The sequence below is a fragment of the Vibrio sp. SALL6 genome (assembly GCF_002002385.1).
Lineage (GTDB): Bacteria > Pseudomonadota > Gammaproteobacteria > Enterobacterales > Vibrionaceae > Vibrio > Vibrio parahaemolyticus.
Window position 1 is genome coordinate 152766 of record NZ_MQVK01000023.1, and the last position, 16397, is coordinate 169162.

Here is a 16397-nt window from a genome sequence, read left to right on the forward strand (position 1 = left end):
TTTCGATAGATTTTAGTAGCCGGTGAGCTGCATAAAGCCCCACGCCTCGTTGGAGCCAGAAGCCAAGATGGGACCTTCCCAATAAGGGATAACAAATGGCAACCACATATCGGATTTTATGATACGAGTCGTCAAATTAATTTTGTGTTCAGGTGCATTGATGATCCATTGCAACGGTAAACGTCTGCCATTCGACAGGCTTGTTACCTGCATTGGCGTAATCGAGACCTCTTTCTCTGATAGATTGACCACTTTTCCCGAACGGGTCGATAGCGTACCGAAAATATGAGGCGTCTGACCGTGGTGACGGTAACGGCTAACCGTTAACGCACGTCCATCATCCAAGTTAAAGACAAACCAATCCCAACCTTGTTGGCCTTGGCCGATTAAGCCACTGCCCCATTCTTTTTGCGTCCAGGCTGAGCCTGTTACGGGGATGAGGCGGCCATTTAAGTTCAATGTACCTTTTACATTAAGAAACGGTGCGCTAAAGCTAAACGACGCCACAGATTGCAGTGCATGTTTAACTTGAAAGCCTTTGTCTCCATTTACCACAAACGGCCCGCTTGTCATGGTATTCAGTTCGAGTCCGAATGTGTCCGTTGTAACATTGAGGTTGCCTGGAAATGGTGTAGAGCCTAATGAGCGCCAAGTCCAGTTATCTATCCATAAACGGAATGGTCGGTTTGTCATGCCAGCTTGACCAATACCACCGCGTGCAACACGCTGTTCTTTCCACACATGCGAACCATGGCTCACGACAACATGTGAAATGTACAGTTGCGGGTTTTGCCAACCGCTGGTTTCTCGTTCATCGGTGGCGACGCGAAAATAGCTCCACTGCACGTTGTAAGTACGACCTTGCTTATCTTGCAGCTTCGCAAAGTAGTTCCACCATTCATGTTGATATTCAGGATGGAAGCGAAAGTCTGAAGGCAATGAGACATGTTCGTCCGGTAAAACGGGCTCAAAAATGGTTTTATTTTCTCGCGTCAGTACCGAATTAATTTCGTTTTCTTGGGTAGCAGTAGGCTCTAGCCAAAACGTTGAATACAACGTCGCTCCAGTCAACATGGCAAAAACGACAACGATCAGCATCGAAGCAAAAACGCGCTTTTTAGAGTTTTGTTTTTCCACTACAACGCATCCCTCAACGACTTCATTGGCGTACTCTTAATCATTCGAATTACGGGTAACGCCCCGGCGATCATAATCGCGAGCATTGCCCAAGCGATAGTTTGTGCATATTCCCAAGGAATGGTTTGCAGTTCGAGTGACCAACCAAAAGATTGTTTAATGATGATATCAACAATTAGGTGGGCCAAGGCCAATCCTAACGGTACTGCAATAATCGCAGAAATGGCACCAAAGGCGAACAGTTGCAAGCCCCCCAAGGCAACCAACTCTTTGCCAGAAACACCCATGCATCTCAGCAGCGAGAAGTGTCTTTGACGAGAGAGTTCTCCTGCTAGGGTTGCAAAGAAAAGACCAAATACAGCAATGATAAGAGTAATGTTGCCTAGCGTGCCAGCGATGGCGAACGTGTGATCAAATACTCTCATGGCTTGATTGTAGATATTGCTGTTGTCGAATACGCGGTCTTGTGGCAATCGGAAGACATTTTCTAAACGATTCTTCAACCCTTCCCCATTCACGCTGTCTTTCAGCAATACGCCTAACCCTACGTTGCCCGTGCCGGCGAACGCGTAAAGCCAGTTTCGATGGGACATCATCACTTGGTTGTATGGGTTGCCATAATCGTAGTACACACCCACGACTTGCCAACCTTCACCCAGTGGCGCTTGCAGATCAATGTAATCGCCCGGACGAATATCCAGTTTGAGAGCCATAGATTCACTAACCATCAAGCTCTTAGTTTGGTGCAGCTGATACCAGTAGTTTGGAACACCGAGCTTGACCGTTAACGAATCTAGCTCCCCCTCAGAAGGGCCCGTGCTGACTACTTGCAAAGCACCATGCTCGGTAGGAACATCTTTTTCCCAGCGCCACCAAACCGATTCAACTTCTGGCTGATCTTGTAACCATGCGCTCATTCGCCCAGCCGAGTTGTTTGTTGGATAAATATAGATATCTGCGGCCAAGCGTTGGCTTAACCATTTGTCAGTGGTGTCTCTAAAGCTACCCACCATGGTCTCAACACCAATATTCGCAGCGAGTGCCAACATAAACGCCATCGTTGCGACACCACGATAGCTCATACTTGCCGCCGCATCAGCAAAGAACCAACGCACACGAACCCAGCGTAACGTATATGAGAAGCTTTGGAACATGTGCCACATCAAAAATGGCATGAATAGAGCCACACTCACCAACATCAATGCGATAATGGCAAAACCCGTCTCTTGCGTTTTAGGTGCTTGGTAAACCGCGACCGCGGCTACACAGAAAGCACATGCCGCCAATGCTTGCCAAGAAAACTCTCTGCCTGCAAAGCGCATTAACGATAAACGCGAAGACAAGCGAATTGGTTGCGATTTCAACAATCGAATCAGTGGCCACAAACAGGAAATCAGAGCGCCCATTGCCGACATAATCAAACTGTATAAGCTCGACTGCCACGACCAACCGATAGTAAGGCCAACGTTGGCGTCATATAGATCGCTCAAACTGGAAGATACTGCAGGGATCAACTCGTTCGCCAACATGAGTCCAAAGAAGTTACCGCAAGCCCAAGCGACCAAAACGAGTATCGAGAGCTCAAGTAATAGCGCTTGCGCCAATTGGGTTCCATTCACACCGGTTTGACGCAAAATGCCGACTAATCGCTGACGCTGAATAAAAGACAATGACATCGCTTGATAAAAGATGAACAGTCCAACCAAAAACGACAACATCCCCATCGCGGTTAGGTTCATGTGGAATGCTTTGGTCAAAGATTCAAGCTCAGTACGAGTGTTTCGTACCAAAGTCATGCCATTTGGCAGTATGTTTTTTAATGCGATCAGTTTTTCTTCTGGCATCTCGCCACATGAAATCGCTGAAAGGCCCGAGCTTCGCTTCAACATTCTTAATAAAGAAATGTCGGTAACTAAACGTGTACCTGATAAGAGCTTGTTTTGATCCACTTGAACAGGACCAAGACGGCTACCATCATTCAACTCAATAAAGTCGCCGTCTTGCCAGTTCATGTAAGACGCCAAATCTTGACTGATCAAGATCGGATACGGCGGCTTCATCAAGGAGAGAACAGGCATCTCATTAAGTGACTTGCCGTGCTGAAGAGGGATCATTGCGACAGGATCGATGCCAACGAGCATCAAGTTCATGTCCGTTTTGGCATCCAGATGAAGGACGTCAAAAGGCGCGCATTGATTGAAACCAGCGCGGCGCAACTGAATATAAAATCCTTGAGGAATTTTATTTGCAGAATGTTTGGTACGAATTCGGTAAGGAAGTGGGTTTGAGAAAAGCTTCTCACCTGTTTCGTAACTCTGCTTCGCATGTTGGTTGATAGAAGTAACACCAACGAGAAGCGAAACACCAAGCGTTAAGCCTAACCAGACGAGAATAATTTGCAGTGGGTAACGACGGTAATGACCGAGTAGTGCCTTAACTACGGGCCATAACATGCAGTTGCCCTCCTTGAAGACGAATTTTCCCTTCCATGTGTGCCGCAACTTTCTCACTGTGCGTCACTAATAACAAGGTACAGTCCAATTGGCGTGCAAGACTGGTCAGCAAACGCATTACCGCTTCCGCATTTCGCTCATCCAAACTTCCCGTTGGTTCATCGGCAAGCAGAATTTTGGGTTCCATGTACAACGCGCGCGCAATCGCAGCACGTTGTTGCTGGCCACCCGACACTTCTTCTGGATAGCGTCCTAATAAAGGCATGAGATCCAGAGCCGAAAGAATTTGACGCCAGAGACCTTTGTCTTCCGGTAACCCTTTTAGTTGACGGCAAAAACGGATGTTATCGGCGATGTTCAAAGTAGGAAGAAGGTTGAATTGTTGGAAGATGTTACCAATATTGTTGCGGCGGTAGAGCGTTCTTAAGTGTTCTGGAGCATCATGCATCGCAAAGTTGGGAAACTGAACCTCGCCTGAATCGGCGGTATCTAAACCAGCAATGACGTTTAGCAACGTACTTTTACCAGAACCACTTTCCCCCATCAGAGCGACTTGCTCACCTTGCTGTAATGTTAATTCTGCCCCTTGTAGCACAGGATGAAACTCTCCCCCGTCTACATAGCCTTTACATAGGTCTGACAGTTTTAACATTGATTTTGCCGCTCAAATGGTGTTTAAAAATTGGGATCAGAATCTACACTAAAATCCTGTTAGTAGGAAGTATTTTGAATGCTTGATCACACTATGAGAGTACAAATGCAACTCGATTCACTTTCTACAACAGATTTTGTTGACGTTATAAGCAGATTTTTGCAGCAATTTTTCTAGCTATAGCAAGCAAAAAACTTGAAACGGCTGCAAAATATAAGCAAACTATGAACGAGATTTATTAGAAACTTCAACCAGCTTCAATATCGCTACTTTTCAATTAAGTTTTTCATCCACTTTTTGCTCTTCATTCGAGGCAAACAGATACACCACTTTACTACCTCTTCAGTGAGGAAAAGTAGATATACCCACTGTGGCTCCCAACCCAAATATATCGCAGCAAACGCAGCGAGCGGAATACCGATTATCCATTGAGCAAACACATCTTGATACAGGCAGAATTTCACATCTCCACCAGCACGAAGAACCCCCACAATGACCATCATAGGCACTGAGCGCAATACGACGCCAAGTGCCAGAATCACCATGAACTGCTCTGCCAAATGACGAGTCTCGGCGCTCAATGCACTGAACGCATCGAGTATGAGCTGATTGGTGAAAAATAGAAGTACCGCAACACCGAAAGCAATCAGGACATTCAAGATTACCGTCGCCCAAGCTTGGTAATACACTGGTTCAAAGTTTTTCGCGCCGAGTTGGTTACCCACTAAAACCGCAGCCGCGTTCGATAAGCCAATCATCATAGCGAGAGCAATCGACTCAACGGGCGTCATCACCGACAGCGCTGCCAAACCTTGCACGCCTGCTTGTCCCATGATCGCGTGGTAAGCAAACAGCCCTCCAGCCCAAGCGAGAAAGTTGAACGTCGTGGGTAAAGATAAGCTAAGAAAACGAGTGATTTTGTCCAACACTAAGCTGGCACGAATGTCGCCCCAACCAAAGGCGATAATGTGTTTTTTCAACCACAAATAACCAAATAAGCAACCAACTTCAATGGCTCCACTGATCACCGTTGCAATTGCTGCGCCGGTAATACCAAGGGCAGGAAAGCCTAGGTGGCCGAAAATCAACACCCAGTTTAAAAACACGTTAGAGAGAATACCGATGCCGCTAAAGAAAGTACTCAACCCTGGTTGATGCATAGCACGTAATCCCACCGCCATACTGGCAACACACGCCACTGCGAACATACTGGCTGATGAAATTACCAAGTAGCTTGACCCAAGCTCAATCACCTCTTGGGAGTCCGTGGTCAAGCCCATGATTGGCTGCGGGAAAAAGACGAATAAACAAACGGCCAGCGCGGCAAACACCATCGCAATCATCCAAGTCAGCGACGTACTTTGTCTTACGCCAATTTTGTCTCCCGCTCCCCAGTACTGCGCGGTAAGCAGTGCGCCACCCGTGGTCACCCCAACTAACATGATGGTGGTAACAAACGTCGCTCGAGCTGCGACTCCCACAGCGGCAATTTCGGCTTCACCAAGTTGCCCTAGCATCAATACATCGACTAGGCTTCGGCTGGAAAACATAATGCTTTGCAGCGTGATGGGAAGTGCTATTGCGAACAATCGACGCAAAAAGACTTTATCTGCGTGAGTTGAGAGTTGAGATAGAAAAGTCACGAGCACTCCAACGACAACTTATTGATAGAATGGGAAAAGTGTCTCATGATTATACCCAGCGGTGATTTTTCCACCAGCAATAAAAGGACGGATAATGAAAAAGGTGTTGGTATTAGGTGCCTCTGGTTACATTGGTTCTCAACTTCTTCCTCAACTGCTCGACAAAGGTTACAGCGTAACCGCGTCATCTCGACATATTGATTATTTGGAATCTAGAACCAGCCCACATCCCAACCTTACACTGACTTACTTAGACTTGGCGGACGCAGAAAGTACACTTTCATTAGTTGATGACTTTGATTTGGTGTTCTTTCTGGTGCACGGCATGGCACAAGGTGATGATTTTGTTGAATACGAGTTGAACCTTGCTTTGAACTTTAAATACGCATTGGAGCAAAGCCGTGTCAAACACGTTATTTATTTAAGTGCCATACAGCCACAAACTGGAAATTCGCGCCATTTAGCCGCTCGTAAAGCCACTGGAAAGATCATTCGACAATCCGGTGTTCCGGTGACAGAGTTACGTGCTGGTGTCATCATTGGTCCTGGCTCCGCCGCTTTCGAGATCATGCGAGATTTTGTCTACAACTTACCTATTTTGATTGCGCCTAAATGGGTCGACTCAAAAGCCAACCCCATCGCCCTACCCAACCTCAATCACTATTTATTGCAGTTGGCCGAAGCATCACCCCCAGAAGAAAGCCAAATTTATGAAGTTGGTGGGCCAGATACACTCAGCTACCGCGAGCAGTTTAAAATCATTTGCCGAATCACCAACAAGCCTTATCGGCTGTGGTCGACACCGTTGCTTACCCCCAAAATGGCATCGTACTGGCTCGGTTTGGTCACCTCTGTGCCAGCAAACATCGGCAAAGCATTACTCGCAGGGTTAGAGCATGACTACATCGCCGATTCCAAAGCGATTGAAGCACGATTTCCGCAAACGCTGATCAGCTACGAGCAAGCGGTATCCGATACCATCCAAGATGAAGGCACGTTTGTGCGCAGTAATGTTTGGGGCTTTGAGCCAGCGGCACTTCGTCGATGGCAACCGGGGTATGGCTACTACCCTAAACAAGCCGGTGCGAGCATAAAAACTCAAGCCTCCGCTGCGGCTTTATGGAAAGTGGCTCAAAAAATCGGGAGTCGTGAAAAAGGCTATTACTTTGCCAACATTTTGTGGCGCACACGTGAATGGCTCGACATCTTTTTTGGTGGCGGGAAACCGATTCGCGTTTCTCCTCCGGGGCCGGAGCTCAAAGTCGGCGATTATATAGACTCTTGGAAAGTGATTCGCTGCGAGGAAAATCAGTTCCTCTCACTGTTTTTTGGGATGAAAGGCCCAGGGCTTGGACGTTTAGAAATTACCATCAAAGACCATGGTGATGAAAGAGAACTGGATATCACCGCTTGGTGGCACCCACAGGGATTTCTCGGACTGCTTTACTGGTTTGCCATGATGCCAGCCCATCTATTCATATTCAAAGGCATGGTCAAAGCCATCGCGAAAGAAGCCGAAAGTATCAGTATTACTCCTCAGGAGGAACAGTCTCTGGAGAATCTAGAGAAATAGGCAGGTGATGAGCAATCCCCGCATGACAATCAATGCACGATTGCTCTCGACTTTCCATCATCTGATGTCGACGCGCAACGGTTCGTCCTTGCGCTTCGAAATCCATCTTGTCAACGGAATGACAATATCGACACTGTTTTGATTTATTCTCGATAAACTGCTGTGTGACTTCAGCAGCCAACCTCGGACGATGCTCCGCCTCGAAGTTCTCTAACGTAATTTCTCCAGTCAGTTTGTGATAGATGTCGGCTGTAGCGCCGATTTTCAATGCGATTTTAGCAAAAAACTCCCTAGGGACATGACAATCACTGCACGTAGCGGCAATCACACCCTGAGCATTTTTGAAGTGTGGGGATACTTGGTACTCCTCAACTATCGTATCCATCCCAATATGGCAACTGTAACAAAACTCGTTGCGATTGGTGTAATCCATACCAAAGTGAAAAACACTGAGTGCCGCCCCACCAAGGATAAACGCCAATAAGCCACCAATTGGTATGCCGAGCATCCATTTTCTGTTTGGTTTACGCCATAAACTCATTGGTGTTCATCCCAAAGCAGCGCTAGCGATAACTCGCATAGTATTCTACGAGCGCGTTTAAATCATCGGAACTAAGCCCTTTGAACGCCTCATCCATTTTTTTATCAACGGAGCGTTTGCCTTGCTTAAACTGTTGCAACGTAGTGGCGAGATAGCCCTTCTGCTGACCAGCTAAAATCGAAGCTTCATCCAGAGCGTTACTGCCACCATCCGAATGACAGTTCTCGCAACTTTTCGCGTGGATAGCCTTACCTTTCATCGCTAACGCTTGATCGAAAGACTGCTTAGCAGGCACAAACTCAAGCCCAGCATAATGTTTTGCTAACTCTTCAATCTGCGCTTCAGATAAAGATTTGACTATCGTCACCATGTCGCCTTTTTGGCTCGTGTCTCCGTATACGTGATTAACCGAAGCTGAGGGTCTGCCCTCAAGGTAACGCAACATCTGGTCGAAAAAGTTGAACTCGGGAATCCCTGCGATGGTCGGAATATTCGTGTCTGAGCTAACACCGTTTGGCCCACCGTTTGGCCCATGACAAGCTTCACATTCATGTTGTGAAATTAGCTCACTTGGTGACGCTAAACTGTGGGAGGCCAAAACTGAGCTAATGGCTAACACCGAGGAAAATTTTAGAGATAATTTAATTAGTTGGTGCATATTAGACTGACTCCGTAGTAATTATCTTTGCTAATCAAAACCAGACAGCGAATAAACGATAAGAAAATCATTTTATAAACGCGACTTAAAACCAACGATATCCAAGATAAAAATATTAAGCCGTCAACCATTTAAAGTAGCGTAGTTCAATACCCCTACTTTTTCTGCACCGACCTCTTCAAGAACAACAAACCTCAATGCAAGTGATTGATTTAAAAACACAATAATTTAAAACCTAAAATTCACGCATAGAAAAAATGGTTTATTTTAATAATATTTCATATTGCGTCTATACTCTTACAAGCCATGTATTTCGATTTATTCAAGCGATGTAAATATGGATATTTTGCTTTTGGCTTGAATACAAAATTAATATTTCAATCAATTGCTTATTGAGATATTTAACCATTCCAACGCATTCCCACTTACTTTAGGACGAATCGAGAGGGACTATGAACGGTTTAAAGTCGATCGCTACATTAATATTTTTTATTTTACTGCTCACCGGATGTGGTCCAGACAGCAAAAACGATCAAAATACACCACCACCTGCGCTTGGTGATTTCGAGATCAGTGTTTCCGAGCCATCATTGGTCACTCAAGAAACCGGAGAAACCAAACTGGTGGTCGATTTTACCGTCAAAGACGGCAGTGGCAGATCTCATGAGCTAGACGAAACGAAAGATTTTCGCATCGCACTTCTTAAAGCAATGCCCTCTCGTGTCGATACACAAAATTCGAGCGATCCAGCCTTTACCTTCAATGGGCGCCATGGCAATACCTATTGGAAGAGTTTCCATCACTCAAGTAATACCACAAATAACCGTGCCAGCATGGAGAGTGTTTGGGATGGAACACTAGTAAAAACAGACGAAGGGTATCGCTACACGTTTGCCATTCCTGACGTTTTAAAAGTGTCCGATCCTTATACTGCCGACTCTTCTAACAACAATGGTTTTATTGCTTGGGATGCGGATAAACTCCACCGAATCGTCATGGCGTATGGCGAGCAAGGCAATGGTTTTACCTACGTGTTTGAATGGGTACCGCAAGAAAGTTCAGATGCAGTAGTCTCCCGCAATGTGATTGAAACAGGTACCTGTGAAAACTGTCATATGGGCGAACCGCTTCATCATGGACCCGGCTATCGCTCAATTGATAACAACATTGCCGTTTGTACCGCTTGCCACAATGACAGTAATCCTGGCGCTGCGCCAGCCAGACGCCCTCTCGCTGCCGTTGTTCATCAATACCACGGTAATGTTTTCAAATTAGGTAGCGACAGAAATAACACCGAGACTTACAAACAGCCTGTCGACGAGAATGACGTGCTCGCTACCGACATCAATGGTTTAGTCATTGAAGGCAACCCTTTCCCGCAAGATGCCCGCAACTGTACAACCTGCCATTCAACCGATGTCGCGAAAGCATCAGACGCCAACAATTGGTTTGAACACCCAAGCCAAGTTGCCTGTGAGACCTGTCACTTGTACCGAGACAGAGGCGCGCATGATAACCAAATCGGTACGGCTTGGGTAAGAAACGGCGAGCCACAAAACTCCTGCTTGGGCTGTCACCGTCCTTATGACCGAGACGACAATGGCGATCCAATCATCGGCCAAGACGCAAGCCGAAGTGCTAAAACGGTTCACGTAATGCGTTTAGAGAATCTTGCAAAGGCACGTGATTCGCTCGAAATCAGCGTTGAAAGCGCGCGATTTATTGATGACCAGTTTGAGGTTGAACTAAGAGTGTCGAAAGCGGGCTCAGGTATTGGCTCCATCAACGAACTGACCCCTTTCATTAATGAACATGGGCACCTCAATTTGTTGCTGAACTGGGATAACGGCCAAGGCCCGATGGTCGCAAACAACAGTCTCAACGTCGCCGATGATGGCGCACTTGGTGACGGCTGTGAGGCTCAAGGAGAAGGCCTATTCTTGTGTCATAAAGACTTCACTGACGCTGCGATTAAGCCAATCTCCAACTCTACGTTGACGGTTAACATCGCCGACATGCCACTTTGCGCCAACCGTAGAGATGGCGAGCTCGCCGAATGCGTCACGTTTGAAGGCATCGATCTTATCAAATCGCCTTTCGTCATTGCCGCCAATAACGCATCTGGCTCGTTTGATGTGTCTGGTATCAACAAGCAACACAAACTGCCAGTGGGCGCGGACATTTCATCGTGTAACGATTGTCACAAAGAGCTGACTATCCATAAGCTCGGTGAGCATCCACATGCTGCCACCGACTTCCAACAATGTAAAAATTGCCATAACTCCGAACGTTCTGCGTTTTATCCTGGAATGGCGGCTGATCTAAAGTACCACGTGCACTCATTCCACGCCTTTGGCTCCGCTCATAGCGGTGAAGCGTCTTTCCCTGGCGCAGTCAACAACTGTGAGTCCTGCCATACCAATGCTCAATACAACTTACCTAGCCAACAAAATACGCGCCCTTCTCTGGCGAGTGGTAAATACTTTAGTCCTGCATTAGTCACCTGTGGCGCGTGTCACTTAGAGTCATCTTTAGCTAATGCTGACCCGGATACCGTGGCAGGAGATGCGCCTCTGAACCATATGCTGAATCACGGCGCGGTATTTGGAGCAGACACAGCAGCACAAGCAACGGGCTCCGAACAATGTGCGACTTGCCATGCTATTGGTCAGTCACAAGGGGTAGATAAGGTTCACAAGGTATACGACTACCGTTGAATTCGTCATTGAACACAATGCTTTGACAACTAAGGATAAGAAAAGGAAGAGCTATGAAAGCAATGTTTCTGCGGTGGTTGGTAGCTGGGATACTTGGGTTAGGCGTCATCTTCACCGTCAGTTCGGAAGATGTCGCCAAGCCAGAACCCGAAGCGGCGACGTTAACTCAAGAAGAAATTGAAACCATATTAGACACCAAGTTTTCCGAGGGGAAATATTCACGCCGCGGGCCAGATGGCTGCCTTCGTTGCCATGACGATACATCAGACAAACCTGCAACGGGTATTTTCGATAACATCCACGGTAAGTCCGCAAACCTGCATGGGCCAATGAATGATAAACAGTGTGAAGCATGCCATGGTCCAGCGAACAATCACGAGCGCAATCCACGAAAAGGACAAGTTCGTGAGCCAATGATCACTTTTGGACCAAACTCCCCTGTTCCGGCCGAAAAGCAAAACAGCGTGTGTTTATCTTGTCACCAAGATGCGAAACGCTCGACTTGGCATAGTAGCGAGCACGCTTTTGAAGGGCTGTCTTGTGCAAGCTGTCACCAACTGCATCAAAAAGACGATCCGATGATGGTTGCCGAAATGCAAGCAGACAAATGCACCGATTGTCACTCCCGCACCAAATCGGATATCCACAAACGCAGTCGTCATCCTATTATCGACGGCGTCATGACTTGTTCTAGCTGCCACAATCCACATCAGACATTAAATGAAGCGAGCCTGAACTGGTCAACCGTCAATAACGCTTGTTACGAATGTCATGCGGAAAAACGCGGCCCATTTTTATGGGAGCATGAGCCGGTAACTGAAGATTGCACATCCTGCCACACAACTCATGGTTCCGTGAACAAAGCCTTGCTCAATAAACGGCTGCCAATGCTTTGTCAGGAATGTCACCGTGTGCCACATGCAAACGTAGCCATTCCTGAAAACGACTTGAGAGTGCGCGGCGGAAGTTGTTTAAACTGCCACAATCAAGTGCATGGCTCTAACCACCCACGTGGTCAAACATTAAGTTATTAGGAGGGAGGCATGAAACTATCTCAACTGTGCATCGCTATTTCCCTTGCTTTTGCTGCGCAAGCGCACGCCAACGATTATTCGTTACAACGTTCTCAGCCAGCCGACACTAGCCGCTGGCAGTGCAGTGAATGCAGCAGCGACGGCACATGGAGTGGAGAAGTCAGCGCGGGCGTAGGGTACCTTAACAACGATGGTTCCTCGCGATTCTATAATTGGAATCCGCCCGTTTACGGTACAAACTCTGACAATAAACACTTTAACGCGAGCCTAAACGCCGATATCGAACAATATGAAGACGACGGGTTCTACAATCGAATCGTCGTCGAAGATCTTGGTTTGCAACGCTTCTTACTGCAGTGGGAAATGGGCCAGTACGACGGATTACGTATCCTCGGCAGCTACAGTGAAACTCCGTATTTCTGGAATCAGTCCTCACTCAGTGCGTATCATCCAAGAGAAGATGCACTCGTTAGTGGTGACCTATCGAAATATGAAAACTCAGTGACGCGAGAGACGTTTAAGTTAGAACTCAAGTACACACCACATACGCCATGGAAGCCATATGCATCCATGAAGCACGAACGTAAAGAAGGCACAACTTCGCTCTATTCATCGACCATTCCGGGTTACGCCAACGCGCCGGGATTCATACCTAAAGCCGTCGATCATGAAACCTTAAATACTCAAGTAGGAGTGAGCTACATTGAAGATTTGTGGCTGGTGGATATTGCGTATCGCGGCTCGTTTTTCCGCAATGACAAGTCCGCACTCTATTACGGCGGCATTACCAACCCTTACGCCAACCACCTTGCGTATGAGCCTGACAACGACTTTCACCAGTTTGCTGTCACGGGGAATTATCGGTTGAATCAACAAACGTTCAGTGGCCGCTTACTTTGGTCACAGACGTCTTCTGAAGGCGGGTTAAATCCATTCCCGCAGTCCCCCGTTAACTCTAATACATTCCATGGCGAAACCAACACTTGGCAAATGAGCGCGGATTACCACAACAAACTTTCGCGAGACACAGCTTTCGCCATTTCTGCAGACTATTCAGACAAAGACGATAACTCCGATAGAAACACCATCATCGGCTCTACAAGAGAAAAATACGACCACACAAAAACCAAACTGGAAACAACGTTGACGCATCGTGTTGCGTCTGATGTGAAGGTGAATGCGGGTTATCACTTCAAACAAGACGAGCGAAGCTATGCCGACCGAAAACGTACCGATGAACAACGCGTTTTTGTTGGTGCTCAGTACAGACCAAACAGTCCGTGGCAATTAGGCGGTAAAGTCTCCTACTCTTTCCGCGATGGCTCTGATTGGCAGGACGATAGCAGCGACTCGCCTAATTTGCGCCAATACTATTTAGCCGACAAAGAGAGGATTGAGCTCCGTGGCGACGGCAGTTATGACATGACAGACGATGTCCAGCTACTTGCAGAACTTTGGTACGGAAATGATGACTATGCAAAACCTGATATTGGTTTAAGCGAAGGGGAAGATTACGGCTACGACCTCAGCCTCAACTTCAATTTACTCGACGGATTAAGCGGGCATGTTTTTTACAATCAACAGATCATCCGCTCCGAGCAACAACAAGCAAACTCTGACGTTGTCGGCTGGAATCGCTACACCACCAAGCTCAAAGATGACATTACAACCATTGGTTTTGGTGTGAGTAAAGAGCGGCTGCTGGACGACAAACTTTCTATCTCATTTGATTACAGCTACAGCCAAGCGGACAGTAAATCTTCGACCACATCTGGTGGTTACCAATATCCTGATAACGAGGCGAGCTCGTATCGATTTGAAGTCATCGCTGACTATGAAGTATCTGAAAATCAAAACTTGCAGCTTAACCTTCGTTATGAAGACTACTCAGAAGAGGATTACTTGTTTAACAACGAAACAGGAACGATGGGCGACGTTTTGCAAAGCTATGAAGGTCTGTATGGCGGCGTCTATTGGAAATATCGCTTTTAAACACAGAGTGACGTAACAAAAAAGCATCAGACGTTTCAAACGCCTGATGCTTTCGTATTTCAATTCTACTGCTGTGAGAAGTTGATTAAGCTTGGAAGCTCAAAGGAATCTCAGCCAATTGGTTACCTTCGTTTGCAGGGAAGATAAGGTACTCGCCGTGGTATTTCACCATCGATTTGTAGTCCGTCACTTTATGCACCATAAAGCCCGCTTGCGCTGCTTTCTCAACAAACTCAGCATGGTTGCCACGCACAAACCAGCTCATCGGTTTAACGAGCAACTCGCCGTCGAAGCAGCTTTCGCATTGGTCTGCACACAGTGCCAAAGAATTTTGACCTTCCGTGAAGATTTGGATTTTGCCACAACCAACCAATTGTTCAGAGGTAGAAACCTCCCAACCTGCTTGCTCCATGACATCCAAAAAAGCTTCGACGTCAGAGTCTTTGATCACTTTTGAATCTTCACCTTCAGGGAAGAATTGCGCGTAGAAAGCAGAAATACGTTTGAAGATAAACAACAAACCAGCGTCATTCCCCTTTGAACGCCCCGCCTTTTGCCAACGAGTTAAATCATCGCCGACCGTTCGACCAAAACGCTGAGATTTCAGAGCTTTTGTTACCCAACGAACAAGATAGTGGTTGTTCGCCACTGGCGCATTGGCCAACTTGCCAGAACGATGTTCCTGCTCCAGTTCATTCAGAGCAGAGTTAACCAAGTTTTGAATTTCTTTGGTGTAATTCGACATTACGCCTTTCTTCCTAAAGTCCAATAAAACAGTGCTGAAAGCACAGAACAAGCAAACATAACGATGATCATAGGCCACGCAACATTACCTGGTAGTGATGCCACCAGCGCGCCAACCAATGAGCCGATACCGAATCTTAACGTCCCCGCCAGAGACGATGCCGTACCCGCCATTGATGGGTAGCCACTTAAAAGCAGCGCCATCGCATTACTACCAATCGTCGACAATGTGCCGATAAACAGCACAACAAAAGGCACGATGCCCCACAATCCGAAGTCCATCAACCAACTTACGAACAGACCAATGCCAGCCAAAAGTTGTACGAACAACCCAAAACGAAGCATGGCATGAGAGCCCACTTTTTTCACCAAACGACCGTTAATGCTGGTCATGATGATCATCGCCACAATGTTCAAACCGAATAAGTAACCAAATTGGTCAGGTCGAACACCGTATAAATCAATATAAACAAACGAACCCGCAGTTAGGAATGCAAACATCCCCGAAAACGAGAATGCACCAGACAACATCAAGCCCAACGCTTCAGAACTTGAACACAAACGGGCGTAGTTTTTTAATGTGGTGCGAAAACGCAGTGGTTGGCGGTTTTCTGGTTTTAGCGTCTCCGGAATTTTCCAAAACACCAGCAGAATGACAACCACAGCAAAGATAGCCAGCACCCAAAAGATAGAACGCCATCCAAACCAAATCGCAAGGTGACCGCCAATCATCGGCGCAACCAACGGGGCAATCGTAATAACTAATGTGACGAAAGACATTGCGCGCGCAAAGTCTTCACGGTCAAACATATCACGCACCACAGCTTGAATAATGACCGCCGCAGCCGCGCCAGCAAAACCTTGAGCGGTACGAACATAGGTTAACGCATCAATGCCGTTTGTGGTCGCACTCACCACCGCTGCTAATCCAAAGAAAAGCACACCCAAAATCAGTACCGGTCTGCGGCCAAAGCTATCGGCAAGCGGCCCATGAATTAACTGACCAATTGCAAAACCCGCCGTATAAGCCGTCAATGTAATTTGAACCGCACCAGGTGCAACGCCCAAATCTTTTGCGATGGTCGGCATTGCCGGTAGATACATGTCGATCGCCAATGGCGTTAGTGCGCCAATTGCACCGAGCACAAGAAACAGTAAAAAACTGATTTGAGATTGGGGAGCGCTTTGAGCTTTTTCTGTCATTCTTTTACCTCTAGTTGTGTCCTTGCCATCAGCCATTTCTTTTCAGAAAC

At 46.9% G+C, this 16397-nt stretch carries 12 protein-coding genes; 4 read left to right on the top strand and 8 right to left on the bottom strand.

Features of this window, described 5'->3' with window-relative positions:
* Positions 1-12: 12 nt before the first annotated feature.
* The 4 genes from BIW15_RS15385 to BIW15_RS15400 form a co-directional block, all read right to left on the bottom strand.
* On the bottom strand, positions 13-1098 hold the full coding sequence (locus BIW15_RS15385; protein WP_041953782.1) for a lipocalin-like domain-containing protein: 1086 nt from the start codon (positions 1096-1098) through the stop codon (positions 13-15).
* A gap of 38 nt (positions 1099-1136) precedes the next feature.
* Positions 1137-3590 (bottom strand): ABC transporter permease, encoded by a 2454-nt coding sequence (locus tag BIW15_RS15390; protein WP_005462410.1) that lies wholly within the window; start codon positions 3588-3590, stop codon positions 1137-1139.
* Positions 3571-4242 (bottom strand): ABC transporter ATP-binding protein, encoded by a 672-nt coding sequence (locus BIW15_RS15395; protein WP_005462397.1) that lies wholly within the window; start codon positions 4240-4242, stop codon positions 3571-3573. The genes BIW15_RS15390 and BIW15_RS15395 overlap by 20 nt, the downstream gene beginning before the upstream one ends.
* A 266-nt stretch (positions 4243-4508) precedes the next feature.
* Positions 4509-5885: an MATE family efflux transporter gene (locus BIW15_RS15400; RefSeq protein ID WP_020903931.1), complete on the bottom strand. Its 1377-nt coding sequence runs from the start codon at positions 5883-5885 to the stop codon at positions 4509-4511.
* A gap of 94 nt (positions 5886-5979) precedes the next feature.
* On the opposite strand from BIW15_RS15400, the gene BIW15_RS15405 reads away from it, so the two are divergent.
* Positions 5980-7458, top strand: coding sequence for a DUF2867 domain-containing protein (locus BIW15_RS15405; RefSeq protein WP_077281252.1), 1479 nt, complete (start codon positions 5980-5982; stop codon positions 7456-7458).
* Here BIW15_RS15405 and BIW15_RS15410 read toward each other — a convergent pair.
* Both BIW15_RS15410 and BIW15_RS15415 read right to left on the bottom strand, forming a co-directional pair.
* Positions 7415-7999 (bottom strand): NapC/NirT family cytochrome c, encoded by a 585-nt coding sequence (locus BIW15_RS15410; RefSeq protein ID WP_017448669.1) that lies wholly within the window; start codon positions 7997-7999, stop codon positions 7415-7417. The two genes, BIW15_RS15405 and BIW15_RS15410, sit on opposite strands and share 44 nt — an antisense overlap.
* 22 nt (positions 8000-8021) lie before the next feature.
* Positions 8022-8657, bottom strand: coding sequence for a c-type cytochrome (locus BIW15_RS15415; protein WP_077281253.1), 636 nt, complete (start codon positions 8655-8657; stop codon positions 8022-8024).
* Positions 8658-9109: 452 nt separating this feature from the next.
* On the opposite strand from BIW15_RS15415, the gene BIW15_RS15420 reads away from it, so the two are divergent.
* The 3 genes from BIW15_RS15420 to BIW15_RS15430 are packed head-to-tail and all read left to right on the top strand — an operon-like array spanning position 9110 to position 14400.
* Positions 9110-11374 carry an OmcA/MtrC family decaheme c-type cytochrome gene (locus BIW15_RS15420; RefSeq protein WP_077281254.1) on the top strand — a complete coding sequence of 755 codons (2265 nt, stop codon included), beginning with the start codon at positions 9110-9112 and terminating at the stop codon, positions 11372-11374.
* A 53-nt stretch (positions 11375-11427) separates the two neighbouring features.
* Positions 11428-12408, top strand: a complete 981-nt coding sequence (locus BIW15_RS15425) for a DmsE family decaheme c-type cytochrome (RefSeq protein WP_077281255.1) — start codon at positions 11428-11430, stop codon at positions 12406-12408.
* Positions 12409-12417: 9 nt separating this feature from the next.
* Positions 12418-14400 (top strand): MtrB/PioB family decaheme-associated outer membrane protein, encoded by a 1983-nt coding sequence (locus BIW15_RS15430; RefSeq protein WP_077281256.1) that lies wholly within the window; start codon positions 12418-12420, stop codon positions 14398-14400.
* Positions 14401-14485: 85 nt separating this feature from the next.
* Here BIW15_RS15430 and BIW15_RS15435 read toward each other — a convergent pair whose 3' ends face one another.
* Both BIW15_RS15435 and BIW15_RS15440 read right to left on the bottom strand, forming a co-directional pair.
* Entirely contained in the window at positions 14486-15145 is a 660-nt protein-coding gene (locus tag BIW15_RS15435) for a DUF2913 family protein (protein WP_005462414.1), read from the bottom strand.
* Positions 15145-16347: a Bcr/CflA family multidrug efflux MFS transporter gene (locus BIW15_RS15440; RefSeq protein WP_005462380.1), complete on the bottom strand. Its 1203-nt coding sequence runs from the start codon at positions 16345-16347 to the stop codon at positions 15145-15147. The genes BIW15_RS15435 and BIW15_RS15440 overlap by 1 nt, the downstream gene beginning before the upstream one ends.
* Positions 16348-16397: the final 50 nt, after the last annotated feature.

Excerpts from the sequence above, each read along its gene's own strand:
- BIW15_RS15385 (WP_041953782.1), bottom strand. The coding sequence starts at position 1,098 with ATGCTGATCGTTGTCGTTTTTGCCATGTTGACTGGAGCGACGTTGTAT.
- BIW15_RS15390 (WP_005462410.1), bottom strand. The coding sequence starts at position 3,590 with ATGTTATGGCCCGTAGTTAAGGCACTACTCGGTCATTACCGTCGTTAC.
- BIW15_RS15395 (WP_005462397.1), bottom strand. The coding sequence starts at position 4,242 with ATGTTAAAACTGTCAGACCTATGTAAAGGCTATGTAGACGGGGGAGAG.
- BIW15_RS15405 (WP_077281252.1), top strand. The coding sequence starts at position 5,980 with ATGAAAAAGGTGTTGGTATTAGGTGCCTCTGGTTACATTGGTTCTCAA.
- BIW15_RS15410 (WP_017448669.1), bottom strand. The coding sequence starts at position 7,999 with ATGAGTTTATGGCGTAAACCAAACAGAAAATGGATGCTCGGCATACCA.
- BIW15_RS15415 (WP_077281253.1), bottom strand. The coding sequence starts at position 8,657 with ATGCACCAACTAATTAAATTATCTCTAAAATTTTCCTCGGTGTTAGCC.
- BIW15_RS15420 (WP_077281254.1), top strand. The coding sequence starts at position 9,110 with ATGAACGGTTTAAAGTCGATCGCTACATTAATATTTTTTATTTTACTG.
- BIW15_RS15425 (WP_077281255.1), top strand. The coding sequence starts at position 11,428 with ATGAAAGCAATGTTTCTGCGGTGGTTGGTAGCTGGGATACTTGGGTTA.
- BIW15_RS15430 (WP_077281256.1), top strand. The coding sequence starts at position 12,418 with ATGAAACTATCTCAACTGTGCATCGCTATTTCCCTTGCTTTTGCTGCG.
- BIW15_RS15435 (WP_005462414.1), bottom strand. The coding sequence starts at position 15,145 with ATGTCGAATTACACCAAAGAAATTCAAAACTTGGTTAACTCTGCTCTG.
- BIW15_RS15440 (WP_005462380.1), bottom strand. The coding sequence starts at position 16,347 with ATGACAGAAAAAGCTCAAAGCGCTCCCCAATCTCAAATCAGTTTTTTA.